The sequence below is a fragment of the Aestuariivita sp. genome, from assembly GCF_021404545.1.
Lineage (GTDB): Bacteria > Pseudomonadota > Alphaproteobacteria > Rhodobacterales > Rhodobacteraceae > Aestuariivita.
The window spans coordinates 1-25,852 of sequence record NZ_JAAWWD010000074.1 but is presented as its reverse complement, the minus strand read 5'-3'; the positions used below and the strand labels follow the sequence as shown (position 1 = coordinate 25,852).

Below are 25,852 nucleotides of genomic sequence, written 5' to 3'. Positions count from 1 at the left end.
AAAACTTCTTCCCCGGGGGTTGTTACCCCATGAACTTGGAAAACGTTCTTAGCCAGATCAACCCCGTTTGGGGTAACTTGCATAGGGTGGCTCCTCTCATAAGCAGATTTTGACACCTGCCACTATGGCGCATTGCGACGCCGGTTGAAGCAGGAGCCATCCACCCCATCAGCTTCACGGCACCCAGCGTCGCGCGGATGACGTCTGCATAACGCTTTGGGACAAGCCCGTCACCGGCACCATCCATCGGGTGGCCGCGGTTCTGTGATCGGGGCCGCTGACAATCCGCCAGGCAGGCTGCGGCACGATGTTTCGGTCCCTGTAAAACCGCGCTTTGACTCACATCGGTTTGTTGCGCAGAGTGCGCGTATTGCCAAGATTAGCAGGGCGCTGGTGCAACACCATGATCAAGATCGATAGCAGACACGCCCGCGCCTTTCTTCTGTCCTGCCAGAAGGGCACCATCCGCGCCGCGGCCGAAACCCTCGGATTGGAAGCGTCTTCTGTCAGTCGACAGATCACAGAGCTGGAAACCCAGCTTGGACTGATGCTGATGGAACGCAGCCGGCGGGGTGTGCGCGCAACCCAGGCAGGCCAGCTATTGCTGGCTCATCTGCGCCAGCAGCAGGCCGACTTCGAAGCGCTCGAAGCGGATTTCGACGCTCTGCGGGGGATGCGGCGGGGCGAAATCTCCATCGCGATCGGGGATGGGTTCATCAGTGACTTTCTGGGCAACGCCTTGCCGGGTTTTCGGGCCGCCATGCCCGGACTGACCTATAAGCTGGAATCTGGGTCGACCGAGAAGGTCATTCAGTCCGTACATGATGACACGGCCCATTTCGGATTTGCGTTTAACGCCCAACCCGACACCTCTCTGCGGGTGTTGTTCAAAGCGCGGCAACCGCTTGCGGTGCTGGCCAGCCCCAATTCCGATCTCGCGCGCTCTGACGCGCCGCTGTCCATGCCACAGCTTGCGGCCCTTCCAATGGCTTTGCCGTTACCCAATTTCGGGATCGGTGTGCTCTTGCGGGAAACCGAAGCCGTCTACGGCGTGAGGTTGCAAGCCGTTCTGGAAGCCAACTCCATCGCCGCATTGCGCAATTTCGTCAGAGAGGAAATGGGTGTCACAATCCTTCCGGCCTTCGTTGTGGCCCGCGAAATCGCAGATGGTTTGATCGTCGCGCGCTCACTGGACGTGCCTGAACTGAACAAAGGCGAAGCCGCCCTCTTAACCAGACATGGGCGCCGATTGCCGGAAAGCGCGCTGCGTCTGGCCAATCACGCTGCACGGAGCATGCTTGCGTTTCAAAACACACTCTAATCCTTAGCGTTGCGCCTGGCGCAACGATAAAGCGCATTGATTGCAGTTCCCGAGAGCAAACGCCCGGCCTAGCCTGGTCTCTGCGCTATCGCGCCAATTCAACAGTGAGAGGACCCATCGTGATCCGTAATAGAGTTCTTACCGCAACGGCTGGAATTGCTGTCGTTGCGGCCATGGCAAGCGCGGCGTCAGCCGAAACACTTCGCATGGCGTCTCAGGGCGACGCGACGAGCCTTGACCCGCACAGCCACAACGAAAGCTTCACAAACTACTTTCTTGCAAACATCTATGAAGGGCTTGTGGCGCGCGACCGCAATTTCGAGATCGCAGGACAGCTTGCCGAAAACTGGGAGCAGGTAGACCCAACAACCTGGCGCTTCGATCTGCGCGACGGCGTGACATTCCATGACGGGTCCGCGTTTGCCTCGGATGACGTGATCTTTTCGATCAACCGCGCCCGTGCCGAAAGCTCGAACTTCAAACACGTTCTTGCCTCTGTCGAGAGCGTCACGGCGATTGACGAGATGACGGTCGAGATCAGGACGACGGCGCCGAACCCCATTCTGCTCAATGATCTGTTGGACTTGATGATCCTCGACAAGCAATGGGCCGAAGCGAACGGAGCCGAAGAACCGATCAACCTGCAAGCCGAGGAAAAGGCCTATTCCGCGACCAATGCGAACGGGACCGGCCCCTACAGCGTGACAAGCCGCGCACAGGGTGAAAGGACCGTTCTGGCCGCCAACCCCGACTACTGGGGAGAGATGGGCAATATCACCGAGGTTGTCTTTACCCCGATCAACAATGCCTCGACGCTCGTCTCGGCTTTGCTGTCGCAAGAGGTCGATCTCGTCATGCCTCTCCCGCTTCAAGACATTCCGCGCGTTGAATCGGCTGATGGCGTCAAAGTCGTCTCCAGCCCAGAGGCCCGCACGATGTATATCGGCATGGACCAATGGCGCGACCAGATCATCGAAAGCCCTGTCGAGGGGAACCCCTTTCTTGACCTGCGCGTGCGGCAGGCCTTTGCTCATGCAATCAGCGCCGAGGCGATCATCGACCGCGTCATGCAGGGCCAGGCCACGCTGTCCACGCAATATGTGATGGACAAGGTCAACGGCTATAACCCGAACCTGACGCGTCTGCCTTACGACCCGCAAAAGGCAAAGACCTTGCTGACCCAAGCCGGGTATCCTGACGGGTTCGAGCTGACCATGGATTGCTCGACCGATCGTTATGTGAACGATGGGCAGATTTGTCAGGCAACGGTAAGCTTGCTTGCGCAGGTCGGGATCAAGGTAAACCTGATCGCACAACCCAAGGCCCAGTTCTTTCCGAAGGTCGTCGCCCCCGACTTTGGCACATCGTTCTTTCTGCTGAGCTGGACGCCATCGACCATGGACAGTCTGAATGTGTTCCAGAATGTCCTGGGCACGCGCGATCTGGACAACGGCAAAGGCTCCTGGAATATCTCCGGTTGCTCGGTTCCCGAGGCGGATGCCCTGACGGCAGAGGCCGCCACCACCATGGACCCGGCGGCCCGTGAACGGCTGTTGCAGGACGCCATGGCGCTGATGGTCGAGAACGTGTGCCTTGTGCCACTGCATGTACAACAGCTTGTCTGGGGCGCGGCTGAGAAGGTCGAGCTGGTTCAACACCCTACGTTTGAATTCCCCCTTGAGTATTACAACGTAAACTAACCTGGCCCTGACAGTTCGGCCGTCCCTCCCGATGGGATGGCCGAGCTCACCGGCGATTGGGAACGATCTGATGTACTATGTCATTGCCCGCGTGTTGCAGGCCTGCCTTGTCATGCTTTGCGTTGCGCTGGTCGGGTTCATCGTCTTTCAATATGTCGGCGATCCTGTGCTGGCGCTGGTCGGGCAGGAAACATCTATCGAAGACCGCGCGGCCCTGCGCGAGAGCCTTGGGCTGAATGACCCTATCCTCGTGCAGTATCTGCGCTTTGTGGCCGATGCGCTTCGCGGCGATCTGGGGATCTCCTACAGCTTCAACCGCGATGTCGCCGACATGATTGCCGAGCGGCTGCCCGCGACGGTGGAACTGGTTCTGCTCTCTGGTGTCTTGGGGCTTGTCCTTGCGATCCCCGCGGGCATCTACACCGGCATCCACCGCAAGGGCGGCTGGGCGCAGGCGATTATGGCTCTGTCGGTGATCGGCGTTTCGATCCCCTCGTTTCTTCTTGGCATCCTGATGATCCTGGTCTTCTCGGTCTGGCTGAACTGGCTGCCATCTTTCGGGCGTGGCGATGTGGCGGGCGTCTTTGGATTTCGCTCCAGCCTGTTCACGTTGGACGGTCTGAGCCATGCGCTCATGCCAGCCGCGGTCCTGTGCCTGTTTCAGCTTGGGGTCATTCTGCGCCTGGTGCGTGCAGAGATGCTGGAAGTCCTGCGCACCGATTTCATCCGATTTGCCTGGGCCCGAGGCCTGCCCGCGCAGGTCGTCTATCTCCAGCATGCCCTCAAGAACACGCTTGTTCCCGTGGTGACGGCCATCGGATTGCAACTCAGCTCCCTGTTTGCCTTCTCGATAATCACCGAGCGCGTCTTTCAATGGCCCGGCATGGGGTCGCTGCTGCTGCATGCCATCGGGCAGAGCGACATTCCCCTGCTTGCCGCCTATCTGATCTTTGTGGGTCTGGTCTTTACCGTCGCCAACCTGGTCGTCGATGCACTCTACGTCATGATCGACCCCCGCATCCGGCACGGCAAGGTCTGACACATGCTGATCCGGATCAAATCTGATTTCTGGTACGAGCTGCTCCGCTCTCCGATCACGGTCTTCTCGGCGCTGCTCATCATCCTGATGGTGCTGGCCTGCACGTTCGCACCCTGGGTCGCGCCGCACACGCCGTTTGATCCAGCCACGATCTCGATCCTCGACAACAACCTGCCACCCGCCTGGCAGGACCGGTCCGATCCCCGGTTTTTGTTGGGCACCGACATGCAGGGCCGCGATGTCCTGTCGGCGATGCTCTATGGTGGGCGGATTTCCCTGATGGTGGGGTTGGGGGCGGTTGCGCTTTCAACGGTGATCGGTCTGACCGTCGGCCTTGTGGCCGGTTACTTCGGCGGGCTGACAGATGCGATCCTGATGCGGATCGCAGAGGTGCAGTTCGCCTTTCCGCCGATCCTCATCGCACTCTTGCTCAATGGTATCCTCAAGACCGCGCTTCCGGCAGATGTTTTTGCCACGGCGGCGGTTCCGATCATGATCCTCGCCATCGGCCTTGCGGGCTGGGTGCAATTCGCCCGCATCGTCCGCGCCTCGACGCTGGTGCAACGCGAACAGGATTACATCACCGCCTGTCACGCGATCGGGCTGCCGACCCATGTAACGATCCTGCGCCATATCCTGCCGAATGTTCTCAGCCCGGTGTTGGTTCTGGCCATGCTGCAAATCGCCGTCGCGATCGTGACCGAAGCGACACTGTCCTTTCTGGGGCTCGGAACCCCGTTGACGGAGCCGTCCCTCGGCGCCCTCATCCAGGCCGGAAGCCAGTTCCTGTTCTCGGGCATCTGGTGGGTGGTGATCTTCCCCGGTGTCATGCTTTTGATGATGGTGATCGCCTTTAACCTCGTGGCCGACTGGGCGCGCGACTATCTGAACCCGAGGTTGCGATGACCGATCCGCTTCTGAAAATCGAGGATCTCCAGATCACGTTCCCCCACAGGCGTGGTGACTTCATTGCCGTACAGGGTTTCGAGCTGACGCTGAACAAGGGTGAGATCGTTGGCCTGATCGGCGAAAGCGGCGCTGGCAAGTCCACGGTCGGAAATGCCGTTATCGGACTTCTCAGCCCGCCCGGCCGTGTCACGTCCGGCCAAATCCTGCTGGATGGTCAAGATCTCACAGAACTGACGGCGCACCGATTGGCCGCGCTGCGCGGTCGCCGGATCGGGATGATCTTTCAGGATCCGATGACCTCGCTCAATCCTCTGATGACGGTTGGACAGCAACTTGCGCAATCCATCTCTATCCTGCGCAAGATGCCGATGCGGCAGGCCCGCGCCGAGGCCGCCAGACGCCTGTCTGATGTCGGCATCTCCGACGCGAAAAACCGCATGGACCAGTACCCTCATGAGTTTTCCGGCGGGATGCGCCAGCGTGTTGTCATTGCACTGGCTCTGGCAGGTGATCCCGATCTGCTGATTGCAGATGAGCCGACAACAGCCCTGGACGTTTCGGTCCAAAAGCAGGTTCTCGACCTCATCAAGGACATTTGCCGCGAACGCGCGTTGGGTGTCATCCTTGTAACCCATGATATGGGCGTGATCGCGGAAACAGCGGATCGTGTTTGCGTGATGCGGCATGGGAAACTGGTTGAAACCGGCGATACACAAAAGGTTCTCGCCCATCCCACGGCCGACTATACAACCCGGCTGATCGCCGCAATTCCAAGCATCACGGAACGGGAGGACCGGTTCCGCAATCCTGAACCCCGCACGGGCGACATCGATAAATGGTTGCTGCAAGCCCATGATCGCGAGGAAGAGGGCCATTTCCTGAACACGACCGACCTGGTCAAGGAATTCCCGGCAAAGGGTGTGTCCTTCGGCATCCGGCAACCGCCGTTTCGCGCAGTCGACGTACCACAGATCCAAATCGCGCGCGGTGAGGTTCTGGGCCTGGTCGGAGAGAGCGGATCGGGAAAATCCACACTCGGGCGGCTTTTGACAGGGTTGCTGCCGATCACTCAAGGCAGCGTGACCTATACCGACCATGGCGATATCAGCGCGTTTCGGCGGGCTGCCCCCCGCAAAGCGTTTCGGCGGGACGTCCAGGTGGTTTTCCAGGACCCGTATTCGTCCCTCAACAGCCGATTGCGTGTCGACAGAATTCTGGCCGAGCCCATTCGCTTTCATGGATTGGCCAGCCGATCACAGACACCCCGGCTGGTTGCGGCACTCCTGGAACGGGTCGGCCTGTCAGCAGAGGACGGCCGCAAGTACCCGCATCAGTTCTCGGGCGGTCAACGCCAACGCATCTGCATCGCACGCGCCCTTGCGGTGCGTCCGCGGTTCATTTTGTGTGACGAACCAACCTCGGCGCTCGATGTCTCTATCCAGGCCGACATGCTGGCGCTCTTGATGGAGCTTCGGCGCAGCCTTGGACTGACAATGCTGTTTGTAAGCCATGATCTGGCTGTCGTGCGCCAAGTGTCCGACCGGGTCGCGGTCATGCGAAAGGGCAAAATCGTGGAACTGAAAGAGGCCGAAACCCTCTTCCAATCGCCGGAGCACGAATACACCCGACATCTTCTCAGCACCGCACCGCGCGTCGAGGGTCACCGGCCCTCCAACACAGCGGCATCAACAAGGAAGGCTATTCAATGACCCAGACTATCGGTCTGATCGGGCTCGGGGCTATGGGCGGTGCCATGGCCCGCCGGTTGATGGAAACAGGACATGACGTGCTTGGGTATGACCCGCTCCCCGAAGCCTGCCAGCGGGCCGCGCGGGATGGGGTGGAGATTGCAGCCGACCTCAGCGCGATTGCACAGACTTGCCCCGTTATCGTTCTGTCGCTGCCAAAAGCCGCGTTTGTGACGCAGGTCATGTCAGAGCTTGTGCCCGCCCTGTCGACGGGCGCCACCATTCTGGACACAACGACATCGCAGCCCGAAACCAGCCGCGCCCAATACCGAACCGGCATCCAGAACGGCTATGCCTTTCTCGACGCACCGGTCAGCGGTGGACCGTCAGGAGCGCGAACAGGCACCATGACGATGGTTGTCGGCGGGGATGCGGCCGCGCTGGATCCGCTGCGGCCGATATTGGATCGCATGACGGCAAAACTGCTCCATATCGGGCCGTCCGGCGCAGGCAATGCGGCGAAGATCGCGAACAACCTTCTGTGCGCGGCCAATCTGGTGCTGGTCAGTGAGATGGTTCATATGGCCAGGCGTGCCGGGGTTTCCGCCGAAGACCTGCTGACCGGTCTGAACGCCGGATCCGGTCGCAGCGGTGTCAGCGAGGTCAACTTCCCGCGTTGGATCCTCAATGGCAGCTACGATTCCGGCTTCACCATGGGGCTGATGCGCAAGGATGTCGGCCTCGCCCAAAACCTGGCCAAAGAGCTTGGGCTGACCCTCCCCGGTACCGAGGCGATCGCAGCCATCTGGGAAGACAGTCGCAAGATGTTGCCCGACAGCGCGGACTTCAATGAAATCTACAGATACGAGACCTGATATGACAGATCGCGCGGCACTCTTCCAAACCCTCAGCGCCGAGTTGCAGCTTGGCCCTGTCCCGCAAAGTCTGGTCGCCGGTGCGCTTGTCAGCGGAAGCGGTGATGGCATCACCCTGGAAGATCCCTACGCCCGTTGCATTCTGGCAGAATATCCCGATTGCGAAGCCGACATTGCAAACCAGGCATGTGCCGCGGCCGCGGCGGCGCAGCAGACCTGGATGACCGAAACCAATGCCGCGGGGCGGGGCAATATCATGCAGGCGGCGGCGACCGCGATAGAGCGGCGCGCTGACACGCTCGCCAGGATGGAAGCGCTGGTTGCAGGCAAACCCATTCGGGATTGCCGGACCGAGGTTGCCAAGGTTGTCGAGATGTTCCGCTATTATGCCGGCTGGGCGGACAAGCTGCATGGGCAGGTCATCCCGGTGCCGTCCGGACATCTGAACTATACGCTGCGCGAGCCCCTTGGCGTGGTCTTCCAGATCACACCATGGAACGCGCCCCTGTTCACGGCAGGCTGGCAAATCGCGCCGGCAATCGCCTGCGGCAACGGCGTGGTCATCAAACCAAGCGAGCTGACGCCCGTGACGACAATCGCGCTGGTAAAAATCGCCGAAAAGGCCGGACTGCCCAAGGGCCTGGTCAATGTGCTGGCTGGATTGGGTCCCACCGCAGGGCAAGCGGCAATTGCCAACGAACATGTCCGCAAGGTCGTCTTTGTCGGATCGCCGCAGACAGGGCGTCAGGTCGCGATCGCCGCGGGCCGCGCGCTGAAACCTGTCGTTCTGGAGTTGGGGGGCAAATCCGCCAATATCGTCTTTGACGATGCAAACCTCAAACATGCGGCCCTTGGCGCTCAGGCAGCGATCTTTTCCGGCGCGGGGCAAAGCTGTGTGGCCGGATCGCGCCTTTTGGTGCACCAGGCGGTGCATGCTGAGCTTCTGGACATGATTTCCACCGGCATGAACGCGATCACGCTTGGCGACCCCCTGGCAGAGGCCACGGAAATCGGCCCGATCAGCAACGCGCGCCAGTACGCCCATGTGACAGGCATGCTCACGGCAGCCCAAGATCAAGGCGGCCAGGTCCTGACCCGCAAGGTGCTGCCCGATACCGGTTACTTTGTTCCACCAACGGTCCTGGCTGGGTTGGACAACACCGCACCCGCAGCCCAGACCGAAATCTTTGGCCCGGTGGTCGTGGCGATCCCGTTTGAGACCGAACAAGACGCCATAGCCCTCGCCAATGGCACAAGCTTCGGATTGGCTGGCGCTGTCTGGACCGACAATGTCGGCCGGGCGCATCGTCTCTCTCAGGCCATTCGCGCGGGGACGTTCTGGATCAACAGCTACAAGGCTATCCATGTGTCATCCCCGTTCGGCGGCTCTCTGCAATCGGGCTTTGGCCGGTCCAGCGGAACAGACGCCTTGGCCGAATACACAAGCCCCAAGAGTGTCTGGCTCGATAGCGGGGAAACACCCAAGATCGCGTTTGGATATGTGTCCTAGCCGCCCGAACCTGTTCGTCGCCGTCCGGTTTTCGGTGGAACCGCCGGTGCGCTGATATCCCGCCGCGGCCAGAGGCGAAGACGTCCTGCTTTGATGTGGCCAAGACGCGGCGATGGGTTCCAGACGGTAACGATTCTTTCAAACTTGAACGAACCGGTCGGCGTTTACCGGCGCCCAGGACATATCCCATGCCAGATGCCCAAAAATGAGGTGGTTCTGAAAAGTCATTTTCAATCAATGCATTACATACCAACCTAAGCGCAAAGCAATCCGGGACACCCAACGGAATGCCACTTGCGCCTTTCGGGGCGACGGTTTTGGTTGACAGTCGCGCGCGGACCAAACTTAAATTGGTTCAAACCAAAGGCGAAATGTTCTGGGGGATCGATGCTGCAAAATGACAAGATCGACGGTCAGGACCTGTCCGAAAATCTCCGCGTGTTGCAAGCCATCCGCCACATGGTGACGGACGATCTTCTGCCCTCCGATGGGCGGTTGCCGACCGAGCGTCGTCTGGCGATTGAACTGGGGGCCGGTCGCAGATCGGTGCGCTACGCGCTCGACCGCCTCGAAGCCGAAGGGCTGGTCTGGCGCAAACAGGGCAAGGGCACCTTTGTCGGTCAGCCGCCCGACCCGACCGAGGAGCTGGCCGCCAAAATCGTCTCCGAAGTCGATCCGCTCACAGCGATGGAGGCGCGTCTTTGCATCGAGCCCGCACTGGCCGATCTCTGCGCCCGTCGGGCAACGGCGGACGATGTTGACCTGTTGCGGCAACTGGCCGAGCGCACGCATGAGGCAGGCGAGGCAGAAGCCGCCGAGCTTTGGGACGGGGCGCTGCACCGGGCGATCGCGCGGATTGCCGGCAACCGGGTGATGTTGACGGCCTTTACCCTGATCGACGAGGTGCGCATGGGCGAGGAATGGCAGCGCAAGCGCCATCGCGCGCGCACACCCAAGACCCGCGCGGCCTACGATGCTCAGCACAGCCGGATCATCGACGCGATCGACGCGCGCGACGGGGCAGCGGCAGCCGAGGCGATGCGCGAACATCTCAAGGCGCTTTTCTCCAACCTAAAGACCTCGCTGGAAAAGGAGGGCCAATGACCGCCCCGACCCCGCTTCTTGACGTCCGAGGTCTGACAATCCGCGTGGCCGAGGCAGCAAGACCGCTGGTGGATTATGTGAGCTTCACGCTCGACGCCGGGGAGACGCTGTGCATCGTCGGCGAATCCGGGTGCGGCAAGAGCCTGACCGCCCTGGCACTGATGGGCCTGCTCGGCGGGACCCCGCTCCGGATCGAGGGCGGCACGGCCGTGTTCCAGCAGACCGACCTTTTGTCGGCCCCGCAAGCCACGCTGCGCGCGCTGCGCGGAGACCGCATCGCGATGATTTTTCAGGAGCCGATGACCTCGCTAAATCCCGCGCTGAAGATCGGCGATCAGATCGCCGAAGCGGTTTGCGCGCACCGCGATGTCTCGCGCGAGGTTGGTCGGGCGCGGGCGCTGGAGATGCTGGAGCGGGTGCGGATCCCCGCCGCGCAAAGTCGGCTGGACGAATATCCGCATCAGCTTTCGGGTGGCATGCGGCAGCGGGTCATGATCGCCATGGCGCTGGCCAATGATCCCGCGCTTCTCATCGCGGATGAGCCGACAACCGCGCTGGATGTGACGATCCAGGCGCAGATCCTCGATCTGATGCGCAGTCTGGGGCGCGAAACGGGGGCGGCCCAGATCATGATTACCCACGATCTGGGCGTGGTCGCCGAGATGGCCGACAAGGTCGCCGTAATGTATGCCGGTCGGCTCGTCGAGGCAGGCAGCGTGGCGCAGATCTTCGAGGATCCGCAGCATCCCTATACGCTGGGCCTGATGTGCTCGATGCCATCGCTTGCGGGCCGGAGCGAGCGCCTCGTGACCATCCCGGGCACCGTCCCGAGCCCGCTGGATATGCCTGTCGGCTGCCGCTTTGCCGCCCGCTGTCCGTTCGCCGATGCGGCCTGCGACGCACCGCCCCCGCTTGTCGATCTGGCACCCGGGCACCGGGTCGCCTGCTGGCACGCCCCAATCGAGCAGGCCGCGCCCGCGTGGAAGGAAACCGCATGAGCGATGCAATCCTCCAGGCACGCGGCCTGACGCGCCACTTCATTGCCAGCAAACCGCTGTTTGGTGCGCCCAGCGTCGTACAGGCGGTCAATGGCGTGGATCTCGACATCGCCGAAGGCGAGACCTTCGCGATTGTGGGCGAATCCGGGTGCGGGAAATCGACGCTCGCGCGGCTCTTGTCGCACCTGATCGAGGCGTCGGAAGGATCGGTGATCTATGACGGCCGCGATATATCCAGGTTGACGGGTGCCGAATTGCGCGCGCTCAGGCAAGAGATGCAGTTCATCTTTCAGGACCCGTTCTCGTCGCTCAACCCGCGCATGACCGTTGGCGCACTGATTGGTGAGCCTTTGCGCATTCACAAGATCGGCACGCCCGCCGAACGGCGTGCCAAAGTGGCGGAACTGCTGCGCAAGGTCGGGTTGCGGCCCGACCACGCCGACCGCTATCCACATGAATTCTCTGGCGGCCAACGCCAGCGTATCGGGATCGCCCGCGCATTGGCGACGGGCCCCAGGATCGTTATCGGGGATGAGCCCGTCTCGGCGCTCGACGTGTCGATCCAGGCACAGGTCGTCAATATCCTTGAGGATCTCAAGGATGAATTTGGCCTTACGCTGATCGTCATCGCCCATGATCTGGCCGTGATCCGCCATATCGCGGACCGGGTCGCGGTGATGTATCTGGGCGAGATTGTCGAGCTTGGCGATGCCGCAGACGTATTCGCGACCCCCGCGCATCCCTATACCGAGGCGCTCCTGTCGGCGATCCCGATCCCGGCCATCGGCGCGCGCAAGGTGCAAACCAAGATCGAGGGCGATCCGCCGAACCCGATCTCGCCCCCGCCCGGCTGCCGCTTCCATACCCGGTGTCCCTATGCCGAGCAGACCTGCCGCACCGAACGGCCGCGGCTGCGTCCAGTGGGACAGGGGCACCACGTCGCCTGCCATCTGGCCGACCGCCTGTCGCTGGACGGCATTCGCCAGGACGAACAGGCCCGACCGCCCGCGGTCGCAACCAGATTTGCCCGCTACAGCGCGGCGCGCGCCAGCATGACGGCCAACACACAATCCACAACACTTGAAAAAGAGGAGTGAACGCAATGCGTATCTTAAAGACACTGGGACTGGCGGCAATGCTCGCCGCGACAAGCGGCCTTGTCCATGCTCAGGACCTGCGGATCGGTCTGCAAGAGGATCCCGATGTGCTCGACCCCGATCAGTCCCGGACCTTCGTGGGCCGCATCGTCTATGCCTCGCTTTGTGACAAGCTGGTCGACATCACGCCCGACCTCGAGATCGTTCCGATGCTGGCCACCGGATGGGAGTGGAACGAGGACGGGACCGAGCTGACCATGACGTTGCGCGAAGGTGTCACCTTCCACGATGGCGAACCCTTCAACGCCCAGGCGGTCGCGGCCAATATCGACCGCTCGAAGAATTTCGAGCTGAGCCGCCGGAAATCCGAGGTCAGATCCATCGAAAGCACCGAGGTGATCGACGATTATACCATCAAGTTCAATCTCTCGGCGCCGGACGCCACACTGATCGCGCAATTCGCCGACCGGTCGGGCATGATGCTGTCACCCAAGGCCACCGCCGAGGCGGGCGAGGCCTTCGGTCTGAACCCGGTCTGCGCAGGCCCCTTCACATTCAAAGAGCGTATCCAGCAGGACCGCATCGTGCTGGAAAAGTTCGCAGACTATTACCGCGCGGACGAGATCAACTTTGACACAGTCACCTTCCTGCCGATCCCGGACACCACGGTGCGCCTTGCCAACCTGCGGGCGGGCGATCTGCATATGCTCGAACGGCTTGCCGCGACGGACCTCGCCTCGGCCGAGGCGGATGACGGGCTGGTGGTCGAAAAGGCGACATCGCTGGGCTATCAGGGCATCACGATGAATATAGCCAACGGCCCGCGCGCGGAAAATCCGCTGGGTCAGAACGCGGCGGTGCGTCAGGCGCTGTCGCTGGCGATTGACCGCACGGCACTGAACCAGGTGGTCTTCGAAGGGGCCTTCGCGCCCGGCAACCAGCCCTACTCGCCCACATCTCCCTGGTACAATGCCGATTTCCCGGTGCCCGAACGGGACATCGAAGCCGCCAGGGCGCTTCTGGCCGAGGCCGGTTTTGCCGATGGCGTGACCATTGAGGTTCAGGTCACCAACAACCCGGTCCAGGCACAGGTCATGCAGGTGGTTCAGGCGATGGCCAGCGAGGCGGGCATCACCATCGAACTGGCCGCCAAAGAATTCGCCACGCTTCTGGCCGACCAGACGGCGGGTGAGTTCACCGCCAGTCAGATCGGCTGGTCGGGGCGGGTCGATCCGGATGGCAATATCCACCAGTTCATGACCACCGGCGGCGGGATCAACGACTCGCATTACTCCGACCCCGATATGGATCGTTTCCTGAACCAAGCCCGCCTGTCCACCGATCCGGCGGTGCGCAAGCAAAGCTACAACGCCGCGATCGCCAAGCAGCAGGAAGACATGCCCATCGTCTATCTCTACCACCCGGTGTGGATCTGGGCGCTCGACAGCGCGGCGGACGGGTTCACGCCCTATCCCGACGGCATGATCCGCCTGCACGGTGTGTCCGTGGCCGAGTAACGCGCAGCCATGACACCCGCCGCTCCGGGGTCTCCGGGGCGGCGGACCGAACCCCCTGCACCACATTCGTAAGGTCCCTCTATGCTCGGTTTTCTCGCTCGCAGGGTCATCATCGCGATCCCCACGGTCATTCTGATCTCGATTTTCGTGTTCGCTCTTCAGCATCTGCTGCCGGGCGATCCGATCCTCGTCATGGCCGGGGAAGAGCGTGACCCCGAGCTGATCGCCGCGCTGCGCGAGAAGTATCGCCTCAACGATCCGATCCCGATACAGTACCTCGCCTGGGCCGGAAACGCGTTGCAGGGCGATCTGGGCATATCGCTGCGCACCCAGCAACCGGTGCTTGAACTGATCGGGGAAAAACTCCCCGTGACGATCCAGCTTGCCGTGATGGCGCTGATCATCGCCATTCTCATCGGCATCCCCGCGGGTGTGCTGTCGGCCTATAAGAAAGGGACCTGGATCGACTGGGTCGCCAATGTCACCGCCCTGTCGGGCCTGTCGGTTCCAAACTTCTGGCTGGGGATCATGCTGATCCTGCTTGTCTCGGTCAGGCTCGGCTGGCTTCCGGCATCGGGCTATGTGCCGCTGACCGAGGATCCGCTGCAATCGATCCGCACCATGATCATGCCCGCATTCGTGCTGGGCACGGCCATCGCCGCCACGCTCATGCGCCATACCCGGTCTGCGATGCTGAGCGTGCTGAAATCCGACTATGTGCGCACCGCCCGCGCGAAGGGCCTGCGCGAACGCGTCGTCCTGGTCAAGCACGCCCTGCGCAACGCGCTGGTGCCGGTGGTAACCGTCATCACCCTGCTCTTCGGAGAGTTGCTGGCCGGCGCCGTCCTGACCGAACAGATCTTCACCATTCCCGGCTTTGGCAAGCTGGTCGTCGACGCTGTCTTTAACCGCGACTATGCGGTGGTGCAGGGGATCGTGCTGTGTACCGGCATCGCTTTCATCTTCATGAACATACTGGCCGATGCGGCATACCGCGTCCTGAACCCGAGGATGTCCGAGAAATGACCGCTGCCGTCGATCCGCAGACAGACGCCGATCCGCTGCCGCCGCCCCGCCGCAACCGCGCCTGGGAAAAGTTCCGCCGCAGCCCGTCGGCGCTGCTGGGCGGGGTGATCGTGCTGTTTTTCCTGATCGTGGCGCTGCTGGCCCCGCTCTTGCCGGTGCCCGGCCCGACCGAGACCGACTGGTCGGCGGTGCGCCAGGCGCCGTCCGCCGCGCATCCCTTCGGCACCGACGAGATTGGCCGGGATGTCCTCAGCCGGATGATCTGGGGCGCGCAGGCGTCGCTTTTGGCCGGGGTCGTATCGGTCCTGATCGCGGTGCTGCTGGGTGTGCCTCTGGGCATGCTCGCGGGCTATCTGCGCGGCTGGACCGATGCCGTCATTTCGCGCTTTACCGAGGCGCTTCTGGCCGCGCCGTTCCTGATCCTCGCGATTGCGCTTGCGGCCTTTCTGGGGCCCTCGCTGACCAATGCGATGATCGCCATCGGGCTGTCGGCCATGCCGATCTTCATCCGTCTGGCGCGGGCGCAGACCATGACGGTGATGACCGAGGATTACGTGGAAAGCGCGCGTGCGGTGGGGATCGGGCATCTTGGGATGATCGGACGCTATATCCTGCCCAACATCATCCCGCCGATCATCGTACAGGCGACACTGACCATTGCCACTGCAATTATCGCCGAGGCCTCCTTGTCGTTCCTCGGTCTTGGTCAGCAGCCACCGGCGCCAAGCTGGGGTGCGATGCTGAACGTGGCCAAGAATTTCCTCGAACAGGCGCCCTGGATGGCGCTTTACCCCGGTATCGCGATCTTTCTGGTGGTGCTGGGATTTAACCTTTTGGGCGATGGGCTGCGCGATGCTCTGGACCCACGCGATTGATAAAGGGGCAGCCGATGACATTTACCACAAGACCTGAAATTCAAGGCACGTTCGGTGTCGCCACCTCGACACACTGGATTGCCTCCACCGTCGGCATGAAGATCCTCGAAGCCGGAGGGACGGCAGCGGATGCCGCCGCCGCGATGGGCTTTACCCTGCATGTGGTCGAGCCCCATTTGAACGGGCCGCTGGGTGATATGCCCGCCCTTGTCAGGTCCGCGGGCGACGCGGCACCGCAGGTCATCTGTGGTCAAGGCGTCGCGCCCGCGGGGGCAAGCATCGCTCATTACCGTGCCGAAGGGCTGGACAGGATCCCCGGCTCGGGGCTGCTTGCGACCGTGGTGCCGGGCGCTTTTGATGCCTGGATGCTGATGTTGCGCGATCACGGGCGCCTGCCCTTGCGCGATGTTCTTGAACCGGCGATCTTCTATGCCCGCCACGGCCACCCGATGCTGCCCCGTGTCGCCGCCACCATTGACGGGCTGTCCGATTTCTTCCGCGATGAATGGCCCACCTCTTACGAGACGTGGCTGCCGGGGGGCGCGGCCCCCGCGGCGGGCGCGCTCTTTCGCAACCCCACGCTGGCCGACACCTGGGACAGGCTCCTGCGCGAGGCCGAGGCGGCACAGGGTCGCGAGGCACAGATCGAAGCGGCCCGGCGGGCCTTCTATCAGGGTTTCGTGGCCGAGGCGATTGACGGCTGGATGCGGCAGGCTTGTGTCATGGATGCCTCCGGCACCGCGCATAAGGGCGTGCTGACCGGAGAGGATATGGCCACCTGGCAGGCCAGCTATGAGCCGCCCCTTTCGGCTGACTACGAAGGCTGGACGGTCTGGAAACCCGGGATCTGGAGCCAGGGACCCGCCATGTTGCAATCGCTGCGCGTGCTGGAGGGCAGTGGCATTGCCCAGATGGACAGCCGGGGCGCGGACTTCGTGCATCTGGTGACCGAGACGATGAAGCTCTCCTTCGCGGATCGCGAGGCCTATTACGGCGATCCGGATCACAGTGATATCCCGGCTGACATGCTCTTGTCGCGCGACTATGCCGAAGGGCGGCGCGCCCTGCTGGGGGCCGAGGCGAGCCTTGCACAGCGTCCCGGGCGGATCGACGGGTTCGAGGGGCAGGCCGATGCCGCCATCGCACGCGCCGCCGCGAGCCAGGAGGCTGTGGGCGGCGTCGGCGCGGGAGAGCCGACAATGGCGCACCTGTCGGAAAAACGCGGCGACACGGTGCATATCGACGTGATCGACAGGTGGGGCAATTCGGTCTCCGCGACCCCGTCGGGCGGCTGGCTGCAAAGCTCTCCGGTGGTGCCGGGCCTGGGGATGGCGCTCAACAGCCGGGCGCAGATGTTCTGGCTTGATGAAGGGCTGCCCACATCGCTCGCTCCGGGGCGGCGCCCGCGTACCACGTTGTCGCCGTCGATGGCCCAGGGACCGGACGGCACACAGCATGCCTTCGGCACACCCGGCGGCGATCAGCAGGATCAATGGCAACTGATGCTGTTTCTGCGCCTCGTCCACAGCGGCATGAACCTGCAGGAGGCCATCGACGCGCCGCTGTTCAACACCGCGCATTTCCAGGGCTCTTTCGATCCGCACCCGGTGCGTCCCGGCCACCTGATGGTCGAACCGGATTTCGGCGCGGCGGTGATCGCCGATCTGCGCGCACGCGGACATGCGGTCGACGTGGCCGACCCCTGGAGCATCGGACGACTGACCGCCGCAAGCCGGACACCCGAAGGGCTGCTCAGGGCCGCCGCAACCCCGCGGCTGATGCAGGCCTATGCGGTCGGGCGCTGAGGCAGACCGCGATGACCTATTCAATCGTTGCACAGGATGGGCAAACCGGAGAGCTTGGGGTGGCGGTCGCCAGCCGCTTTTTTGCGGTTGGCGCGCTTGTCCCGCATATCCGCGCAGGCAAGGGCGCGGTGGCAACGCAGGCTTTCGTCAGCCCGCTCTGGGGCATCGACGCGGCCGACCGGCTTGCCACGGGACAGCCGCCGCAAGACGTGTGCGACGCGCTGGTGCAGGCCGATGCGGGGCGCGCCAACCGGCAGCTCCACATGGTCGACGCGCACGGCCGTACCGCCGCCTATACCGGCCCCGATTGCGTCGGCTGGTCCGGGCATCTGACCGCGCAGGGCGTCTCTGTCGCGGGCAATATGCTGGCGGGAGAGGCTGTGGTGCGCGCCACGCTTGAGGCCTATCGCACCCACGCGGATCTGCCCCTGATCGAGCGGCTGATGACCGCGATGGAGGCGGGCGCGGACGCAGGCGGAGACAAACGCGGCACACAATCGGCGGCCCTGATCGTCCACCGGTCCGAGCCCTATCCCTGGCTCGATCTGCGCGCTGACGATCATCCCGACCCGCTTGCCGAGATGCGCAGGCTCTATGCCGTGGCGCAGGAGCGTTTCCTGGTGATGTCGAAAACACTGCCGACGCGGGCCAATCCGCATGGGACGCTCGACCGGACCGCCATAGATGCCGAAATCGCCACCCAAGAGGAGCGTCGCAAGGCGGCAGGCCAGACCAGCCGGTCTTTCGCGACACCGCTATGAGGCGGCGCTTTGCATTTGTGCATCGCTGCCGGTTTTATGGACGCCTGCACCCGGCGCCTATGGATTTTGCGTATGATCGCAAGACCATAGAGTGCGACCGGCATGCAACGGGATAGGATCGAAATTGAACGGGGGTAAGCCATGAACGACCACAAGATCGCAGAGGCCGATATCGAAGCCGCCGAACGGCTTCTCGCCGTTGCCTACACCGCGCAGGAGCGCGCGCAGATGGCGGGCAATCTCCAGGGACAGATCGACTCTGCCGTCGCGCGCCGCAAGCTGGAGCTGCCCAATTCCGTGCCGATGAGCCTGCGGTTCGATCCGCGTCTTCCGGGGTTTGAGATGCCCCGGGCCGACGGGGTAACCGGCACCGCACCGGACACGCCCTTGCCCGAAAACGACGCGGACATCGCCTTTGCCTGCCTGCCGCAGCTTGGCGCATGGATCGCCTCCGGCGCGCTGACAAGTCGGCGGTTGACCGAGATCTATCTCGACCGGATCGCCCGGTTCAATCCTCAGCTGATGTGCTATGCCGCCGTCACGGCGGATCTGGCCCTGGCCGAGGCCGACGCGATGGATGCGCTGACCGCGCAGGGCAAATCCCTCGGCCCGCTGCATGGCCTCCCCTACGGCCTGAAGGATCTCTTCGACACTGACGGAATCGTCACCGGATGGGGTGCGGAACCCTATCGGAACCGCGTGCCCGACAGCGATGCGCGCATCGTGACCATGCTGCGCGCGGCGGGTGCGGTTCTGTTGGGCAAGACCACCGTGGGCGCGCTGGCCTATAACGACATCTGGTATGGGGGCGTCACGCGCAATCCCTGGAACACCGACGAAGGCGCCTCCGGCTCCAGCGCCGGATCGGCCTCCGCCACGGCGGCGGGGCTTTGTGCCTTTGCCATCGGCACCGAGACGCTGGGCTCCATTACCTCGCCCTGCCAGCGCTGTGGACCAACCGGGTTGCGCCCGACCTTCGGCAGGGTCAGCCGGGCGGGCGGCATGGCGCTGTGCTGGTCGCTCGACAAGGTGGGGCCGATTTGCCGGGGGGTCGAGGACACCGCACTGGTGCTGGCCGCGATCAATGGCGGCGATCGGGCAGATCGCTGCTCGATCCAGGCGCCCTTCGCCTTCGACGCGGGCAAGGGGATCGAAGGGCTCAAGCTGGGATATCTGCCCGAAGCCTTTGGCGACGGGGCCACAGATGTCGACCATGCGGCACTGGCGGCAGCCAAGGCCCTGGGCATCGAAGTTGTCGAGGTTTCCCTGCCCGATCTGCCCTATGGCGCGCTGATGAACGTCGTTTACGCCGAAGCGGCCGCAGCGTTCGAGCATCTGACCCTGACCGGGGCCGACGACACCCTGACCTGGCAGGACGATGGCGCCTGGCCCAACACGTTTCGCAAGGCCCGCTTTTTGTCGGCGGTCGATCACGTCCAGCTTGATCGTCTGCGCTATCTGGTGATGCAGGCCCTCGACGGGCTGTTTCAGCAGGTCGATGCGCTGATCGGGCCGTTCATGACCGGCCCCATGCTGGTCGCGTCGAACTTTACCGGCCATCCCTGCCTGCACCTGCGCGCAGGCTTCGAGGATCTGGGCACCCGCAGCGCGGCCTCTCTGGGCGCGGGCAAACTGACCACGGGCGCCGCGGATGCAAGCGGCAGGAAGCATCGCGTGCCGCAGGGCATTTCGCTTTGGGGGCGGCTCTTCGACGAGGCAACGATCCTGAACCTCGGGCTCGCGCTCGAGGCCGGTTTCGGCGTCGCCTCCGAGCGCCCGCCCCTGCCTGACTGAGCATGAGAACCGGCCGATCAAGGCTGGCGGATATCCGACGGGCGGGCGGGCATGCCCGGCCCATCTGCAACAAGGAGATCGAAAGATGAAACGCAGAGACTTCCTCAAGACGACATCGGCCCTGATGGGCGGCACTGTCCTTTACGGGCTGACCGGCCCGGCCCAGGCACAGTCCGAACCGGTGCGCGGCGGCACGCTCATCTGGGGCCATTCCGAGACGACCCAGAACCTCGACATGCACCAGACCGGCACCGCCTCGACCGGGCGGGTGTTGCAGAATGTGCACGATTCGATTGTCACGGTGGACCAGGATCTGAACGTGATTCCCAACCTCGCCGAAAGCTTTGAGCAAAGCGAGGATGGGCTGACCTATACGTTCCGGCTGCGCCCCGGCGTGATGTTCCACAATGGCAAGACGCTCACCTCGGCGGATGTGAAATACTCCTTCGACCGGTGCCGCAACCCCGATACCGGTGCGGTGAATTTCGAGGTCTTCAATGCCGTGGACAGCATTGAGACGCCCGACGATCTGACCGTGATCGTCACGCTGACCTCGGTGAACGCGCCGTTCCTGTCGCGCCTGGCAGAAAACGGAGCGGGCGTCGTGATGCCCGAAGGGTCGGGCGACGAACAGGGCAATACGCCGGTCGGCTGCGGACCCTTCCGCTTTGTCCGCCGCGAATTCGGCAACGAGGTGGAGCTTGAGCGCTTTGACGACTATTGGGGCGGTCCGGCCTATCTCGACCGCATCATCGCGCGCGAGATCACCGAACCGACCGTCCGCCTGACCGGCCTGCGGACCGGTGAGCTGCACATGATCAACGACATCCCCGCCGATCGCATCGCCGAGATCGAAGGCGCCGACGATCTTCAGGTCGTGTCGTGGTTCCCGCTGAACTGGGATTTCGTGAATTTCAACCACGAGTTCGAGCCGTTCAAGAACCCCAAGGTCCGCGAGGCCTTCGACCATATGATCGACAAGGACGTGCTTCTGGAAGGGGCTCTGTGGGGGCAAGGGGCTGTCACGGCCTCGCCCAGCTATCCGACATCGGCCTCGTTTAACAGCGATCTCGGGCAGCGTCCTCAGGACATCGAAAAGGCCAAGGCGCTCCTGGCCGAAGCGGGCTATGGGCCCAATGAGCTGTCGGTCGTCTTCAAGGTCACGACGAACTATCCCTATCATGTGGAAGCCGCGCAGATCATGCTGGAATGGTTCCGTATGGCCGGTGTCGATGCCTCGATCGAACAGCTCACCTGGTCCGACTGGCTCAGCCAGGTCTGGGTGGACAAGGATTTCCAGATTTCCATGATGAACTTCTTCACCCTGTGGGAGCCGGATTTCCTCTATTACTCGCTCTGGAACACCGAAGGCGCGTTCAACTACCGCAAGATTTCGCACCCACAGGTCGACGCGCTGACCGCCAAGGCCCGTGTCACCGTCGATCCGACCGAGCGGGCGGCGATCTACAAGGACGTCCAGCAAATCATCCACGACGACACGCTCGATGTGGTGCTGTGGTTCCGCAATGGCACGATCGGGGCGCAGCCTGCGGTTCAGGGGCTCGACACCATCGTGCATCCCAACGGCTCCAACCTGCGCTTCCACAAGGTCTGGCTGGCCGAGGCCTGAGGGCCGCATGACACGGCCGGGGCGCGGATCTGTGCCCCGGTCCATTGACCTGCTGACAAGGGCGACCCTCGCGTGAGCTATATTCTCAACCGCGTCTTCTCGATGATGCTGACCCTCTTTCTGATCTCCGCGATCACATTCGCGGTGACCAATATCCTGCCCGGCGATGTGGCCATGATGATCATGGGCACCCAATCCAACCCCGAGGCCCTGGCGGGCCTGCGCGAGACGCTGGGGCTGAACGATCCGCTTTTGGTGCAATACGGGCGCTGGATCGGCGGCATGCTCACGGGCGACTGGGGGTCGTCGCTGGTCTTCAAGGAGCCGATTGCCCCGCTCTTGGTGCAAAAGATGACGGCGAGCGGGCTCTTGGTGCTGTTTTCGATGGCCATCGCGCTGACCTGCGCGGTTCCCTTGGGGGTCTGGGCGGCAGTGCATGCCAACCGCTGGCAGGACACGGCGGCAAGCTCAACCGCGATGCTGGGCGTGAGCCTGCCGGATTTCTTCTGGGGCATCATGCTGATCCTGCTCTTTGCGCGGGGGCTGGGATGGCTGCCCTCTTCGGGCTTTGTCGATCCGGCCGAGGATCTGGGCGCCGCGATACGGCATGCCCTGTTGCCCTCGCTGGCGCTGGGTCTGGGGCTGATGGCGCATCTGACGCGCATGACCCGGGCCACGATGACGGGCATCCTGAAACAGGAATTCATTCGCGTGGCCCGTGCCAAGGGTCTGAACGAAGGCACGGTGGTCTGGCGTTACGGACTGGCCAATGCGGTGGGGCCGGTGATGACGGTGGCGGGGTTGCAGGTGGGCTACCTCTTCGGTTCGATCATCGTGATCGAGAGCCTCTTCAACTATACCGGCATGGGCTGGCTGACCTATCAGGCGCTGCTCAACCGCGACATCCCGCTTATTCAGGCCAGCGTCTTTGTAATCGCGGCGGTGGTGATGCTGGCGAACCTGATCGTGGATCTGCTTTATGCCGTGGTCGATCCAAGGATCCGGTTGTCATGAAGGTGCCCCCAGCCTTTCGCAGCACCAAGGGCATCCTCGGCACGGCCATCGTGCTGATCGTGCTGTCAATCGCAATTCTTGCCCCGATCCTGATCCCCGCCGATTGGGCAACCCGGATGGACATGCGCGCACGGCTGTCGCCGCCGACATGGGCGCATCCGATGGGCACCGATCAGCTTGGTCGCGACCTGATGTTCCGGGTCCTGCTGGGCGCGCAGACCTCAATCTTCATCGCGGCGGCGGCGGTGCTGATGTCCATTGTCATCGGCCTGCCGCTGGGCCTCATTTCTGGGTATATGGGCCGGACAACCGACAATGTCCTGATGCGGCTCGTGGATACGCTCCTGAGTTTTCCCGCATTGCTGCTGGCGCTGACGATCTCGGCGATCCTGGGGCCGAACCTGCAAAACACCATCATCGCGATCGGCATCGCGTTTACACCGTTTCTGGCCCGCATCATCCGGGGCGAAGCCCTGCGGGTGGCCCAGATGCCCTATGTCGAGGCGGCCCGGACCGCCGGCAATTCCGACCTGCGTCTGATCACGCTGCATATCCTGCCCAACATCATGCCCGCGGTCATCGTGCAGGCGACCATCAGCCTCGCCTTCGCGATCCTGGCCGAGGCGGGCTTGAGCTTTCTGGGCCTTGGAACGCAGCCACCCGACGCGTCCTGGGGGCTGATGATCCAGGCATCACGCGACTATCTCGACCGGGCGCCGTGGACTGCGCTGGTTCCCGGCGCGGCGGTCGCCCTGACGGTACTGGGGCTCAACATGTTCGGCGACGCGCTGCGCGACGCGCTCGACCCGCGCACACGGGGGGCAGCGTGATGGCAAACGATCAGGACCCGCTGGTCAGTATCGACAGCCTGCGCGTGGAATTCCGGGGCGAGGATGGCCCCATCGTCGGGGTCGAAGACATCAGCTTTTCCATCGCACCGGGCGAGACGGTGTGCGTGGTGGGCGAAAGCGGGTCGGGAAAGTCGGTCACATCCCTGTCGCTCATGCGGCTGGTTGAATTCGGCGGCGGGCGGATCACGTCGGGGCGGCTGGGGTTCTCGCTCAACGGCAAACAGATCGACCTTGCGCAGACCGACGCAGAGACGATGCAGACCATCCGGGGCGACGAGATCGGCATGATCTTTCAGGAGCCCATGACCTCGCTCAACCCGGTTTTCACCATCGAACGACAGATGACCGACGGGTTGCGCGCGCATCGTGGCATGTCGCGCGGCCAGGCCCGCGCCCGGGCGCTGGAGCTATTGCAGCAGGTCCGCATACCCGAGCCCGAGCGGCGGCTGAAACAGTACCCGCATGAGCTGTCGGGCGGGATGCGTCAGCGTGTGATGATCGCCATGGCAATGGCCTGCGAGCCGCGTCTGCTGATCGCGGATGAACCGACGACGGCGCTCGATGTGACGATCCAGGCGGAAATCCTGGCCCTCATCGACCGGCTCAAGCGGGAAACCGGTATGGCGGTGCTTTTCATCACCCACGATATGGCTGTCGTGGCGCAGATGGCCGACCGCGTGGTGGTGATGTATCGCGGCAAGCTGGTCGAGGAAGGGCCCGTCGAACGCATCTTTGCGGCGCCGCAGCAGGACTACACGCGCAAGCTGCTCGCCGCCGTGCCGCGCCTGGGGGAAATGCGCGGCAAACCCGCGCCCGCGCCCATGCGGCTGGTGGGCGCGCAAACCCCGCAGGCCTCCCTGATCCCGATGGGCGCGGCGCCCAAAAAGCTGTTGCAGGTCCGCAATCTGACCACGCGCTATCCGGTCAAGGGCGGTCTGTTCCGGCGGACCGTCGCCAATGTTCATGCGGTCGAGGATGTCAGCTTTGACATCGGTCGCGGCCAGACACTGGCCCTGGTCGGAGAGTCCGGTTGCGGCAAGTCAAGTTGCGGCCGCTCGATCCTGCGGCTTTCGGAGCCGACATCCGGGCAGGTGCTGCTGGATCAGACAGATATTCTTGCCCTCCGCAATCGCGATCTGCGGCGCCGGGCATGGCGCGACATGCAGATGGTGTTTCAGGACCCTTTCGCCTCGCTCAACCCCTATATGCGGCTGCGTGACCAGGTTGCCGAGCCGATCCGCAATTTCGCCATCGACACCCCCGGCACGGTCGAGGACCGCGTGGCCGAGCTTTTCGACAGGGTCGAGCTGCCGCGCGGTTTCATGCTGCGTTTCCCGCACGAGCTGTCCGGCGGTCAGCGCCAGCGGGTCGCCATCGCCCGTGCGCTGGCGGTCAATCCCAAACTGATCATTGCCGATGAAGCGGTCAGCGCGCTTGACGTATCGGTGCAGGCGCAAGTGCTCAATCTGATGATGGAGTTGCAGGCCGAACTGGGCGTCTCCTATCTGTTCATCAGCCATGACATGGCCGTGGTCGAACGGGTCGCGCACCGTGTTGGGGTGATGTATCTGGGCCGTCTGGTCGAGATCGGCAGTCGGCAGCAGGTCTTTGAAAGTCCGCAGCACAGCTATACCAAATCGCTGCTGTCGGCGGTCCCGGTCGCCGACCCCACACGGCGCAACATCTCAGATGATCTGAACTTCCGCCCGATCCCCTCTCCGGTTTTTCCGCGTGACCACACCCCCGCCCCGTCGATCTATGACGAGATGGCGCCAGGGCATCTGGTGCTCCGGGGTGAGATGGGGCCGGGGTTCGACTGACCACAACACCTGGCGCCGCGTCCATGGGCGCACTCCAGGTCTGGCTGAGCCTGGAATAGCCACTGTCGTCCGGGCAGAGCGGCAGGCCCGGTTCGTCCGGCCCAGCGGGCAAGCTGCCCGTCACCGCGCATGGTATCGACGGCATTGTCGCTGTCCAACACAACGAGCGACGCGCAAGGATCGTCTGCCGGACCGCGCCGTTCGTCCCGGTACCGACCGATCAGTTGGTCGAGCACCGTCAGCGCGGCCGCTGATTGAAAGGCCACAGTTTCAAGAGCTTCTGGCTGCCCAGGGGTGACCCAGCCCGGCAGTTGCGGTAGCTTGTTTGCGTCGTCTGGGAAGGTGGCGGGTTCGTATGTCATGGCACAAGACTATCCCGTGGCGGCGCTTTCCGCTACCATATAGTGTACAAAGCCGCCCCACCCGGCCGGCTCACCCTGCCGACAAATAGAATTTTCGAAATAATTGGCAGGTCGGACCCCACAAAAAAAAAAAGCAACCAGCGAAGAACAACCCAA

At 63.1% G+C, this 25,852-nt stretch carries 20 protein-coding genes; all 20 read left to right on the top strand.

Features of this window, described 5'->3' with window-relative positions:
• Positions 1 to 403: 403 nt before the first annotated feature.
• The 20 genes from HEP69_RS23055 (at position 404) to HEP69_RS22960 (ending at position 25,334) form a co-directional block, all read left to right on the top strand.
• Positions 404 to 1,321 carry a LysR family transcriptional regulator gene (locus tag HEP69_RS23055; protein ID WP_290560867.1) on the top strand — a complete coding sequence of 306 codons (918 nt, stop codon included), beginning with the start codon at positions 404 to 406 and terminating at the stop codon, positions 1,319 to 1,321.
• 119 nt (positions 1,322 to 1,440) lie between these two features.
• Complete coding sequence (locus HEP69_RS23050; RefSeq protein WP_290560866.1) at positions 1,441 to 3,021, top strand: ABC transporter substrate-binding protein; 1,581 nt, start codon at positions 1,441 to 1,443, stop codon at positions 3,019 to 3,021.
• Between the two features lie 67 nt (positions 3,022 to 3,088).
• Positions 3,089 to 4,060, top strand: a complete 972-nt coding sequence (locus HEP69_RS23045; RefSeq protein WP_290560868.1) for an ABC transporter permease — start codon at positions 3,089 to 3,091, stop codon at positions 4,058 to 4,060.
• 3 nt (positions 4,061 to 4,063) lie between these two features.
• Positions 4,064 to 4,966 (top strand): ABC transporter permease, encoded by a 903-nt coding sequence (locus HEP69_RS23040; RefSeq protein ID WP_290560865.1) that lies wholly within the window; start codon positions 4,064 to 4,066, stop codon positions 4,964 to 4,966.
• A complete protein-coding gene (locus tag HEP69_RS23035) occupies positions 4,963 to 6,678 on the top strand; it encodes an ABC transporter ATP-binding protein (RefSeq protein ID WP_290560864.1) in 1,716 nt (571 codons plus the stop codon). The genes HEP69_RS23040 and HEP69_RS23035 overlap by 4 nt, the downstream gene beginning before the upstream one ends.
• Complete coding sequence (locus tag HEP69_RS23030; RefSeq protein ID WP_290560863.1) at positions 6,675 to 7,532, top strand: NAD(P)-dependent oxidoreductase; 858 nt, start codon at positions 6,675 to 6,677, stop codon at positions 7,530 to 7,532. The genes HEP69_RS23035 and HEP69_RS23030 overlap by 4 nt, the downstream gene beginning before the upstream one ends.
• 1 nt (position 7,533) lies before the next feature.
• Positions 7,534 to 9,042, top strand: a complete 1,509-nt coding sequence (locus tag HEP69_RS23025; protein WP_290560862.1) for an aldehyde dehydrogenase family protein — start codon at positions 7,534 to 7,536, stop codon at positions 9,040 to 9,042.
• A gap of 387 nt (positions 9,043 to 9,429) precedes the next feature.
• Positions 9,430 to 10,146, top strand: a complete 717-nt coding sequence (locus HEP69_RS23020) for an FCD domain-containing protein (protein WP_290560861.1) — start codon at positions 9,430 to 9,432, stop codon at positions 10,144 to 10,146.
• Positions 10,143 to 11,144: an ABC transporter ATP-binding protein gene (locus HEP69_RS23015; RefSeq protein WP_290560860.1), complete on the top strand. Its 1,002-nt coding sequence runs from the start codon at positions 10,143 to 10,145 to the stop codon at positions 11,142 to 11,144. The genes HEP69_RS23020 and HEP69_RS23015 overlap by 4 nt, the downstream gene beginning before the upstream one ends.
• Positions 11,141 to 12,241, top strand: a complete 1,101-nt coding sequence (locus HEP69_RS23010) for a dipeptide ABC transporter ATP-binding protein (protein ID WP_290560859.1) — start codon at positions 11,141 to 11,143, stop codon at positions 12,239 to 12,241. The genes HEP69_RS23015 and HEP69_RS23010 overlap by 4 nt, the downstream gene beginning before the upstream one ends.
• A gap of 5 nt (positions 12,242 to 12,246) precedes the next feature.
• Positions 12,247 to 13,758: an ABC transporter substrate-binding protein gene (locus HEP69_RS23005; protein WP_290560858.1), complete on the top strand. Its 1,512-nt coding sequence runs from the start codon at positions 12,247 to 12,249 to the stop codon at positions 13,756 to 13,758.
• 81 nt (positions 13,759 to 13,839) lie between these two features.
• Positions 13,840 to 14,784, top strand: coding sequence for an ABC transporter permease (locus tag HEP69_RS23000; protein WP_290560857.1), 945 nt, complete (start codon positions 13,840 to 13,842; stop codon positions 14,782 to 14,784).
• Positions 14,781 to 15,659 (top strand): ABC transporter permease, encoded by an 879-nt coding sequence (locus HEP69_RS22995; RefSeq protein ID WP_290560856.1) that lies wholly within the window; start codon positions 14,781 to 14,783, stop codon positions 15,657 to 15,659. The genes HEP69_RS23000 and HEP69_RS22995 overlap by 4 nt, the downstream gene beginning before the upstream one ends.
• A 14-nt stretch (positions 15,660 to 15,673) precedes the next feature.
• A complete protein-coding gene (locus HEP69_RS22990; protein WP_290560855.1) occupies positions 15,674 to 17,464 on the top strand; it encodes a gamma-glutamyltransferase in 1,791 nt (596 codons plus the stop codon).
• An 11-nt stretch (positions 17,465 to 17,475) separates the two neighbouring features.
• Positions 17,476 to 18,225, top strand: coding sequence for a DUF1028 domain-containing protein (locus HEP69_RS22985; protein WP_290560854.1), 750 nt, complete (start codon positions 17,476 to 17,478; stop codon positions 18,223 to 18,225).
• Between the two features lie 141 nt (positions 18,226 to 18,366).
• Complete coding sequence (locus HEP69_RS22980; protein ID WP_290560853.1) at positions 18,367 to 20,019, top strand: amidase; 1,653 nt, start codon at positions 18,367 to 18,369, stop codon at positions 20,017 to 20,019.
• A gap of 85 nt (positions 20,020 to 20,104) precedes the next feature.
• The gene (locus HEP69_RS22975; RefSeq protein ID WP_290560852.1) at positions 20,105 to 21,649 is read left to right on the top strand and encodes an ABC transporter substrate-binding protein; all 1,545 of its coding nucleotides are present in this window, start codon (positions 20,105 to 20,107) and stop codon (positions 21,647 to 21,649) included.
• Between the two features lie 72 nt (positions 21,650 to 21,721).
• Positions 21,722 to 22,663 (top strand): ABC transporter permease, encoded by a 942-nt coding sequence (locus HEP69_RS22970; RefSeq protein ID WP_290560851.1) that lies wholly within the window; start codon positions 21,722 to 21,724, stop codon positions 22,661 to 22,663.
• Positions 22,660 to 23,493 (top strand): ABC transporter permease, encoded by an 834-nt coding sequence (locus HEP69_RS22965; protein ID WP_290560850.1) that lies wholly within the window; start codon positions 22,660 to 22,662, stop codon positions 23,491 to 23,493. Before HEP69_RS22970 ends, HEP69_RS22965 begins: the two co-directional genes overlap by 4 nt.
• Entirely contained in the window at positions 23,493 to 25,334 is a 1,842-nt protein-coding gene (locus HEP69_RS22960) for an ABC transporter ATP-binding protein (protein ID WP_290560849.1), read from the top strand. Before HEP69_RS22965 ends, HEP69_RS22960 begins: the two co-directional genes overlap by 1 nt.
• Positions 25,335 to 25,852 lie beyond the last annotated feature (518 nt).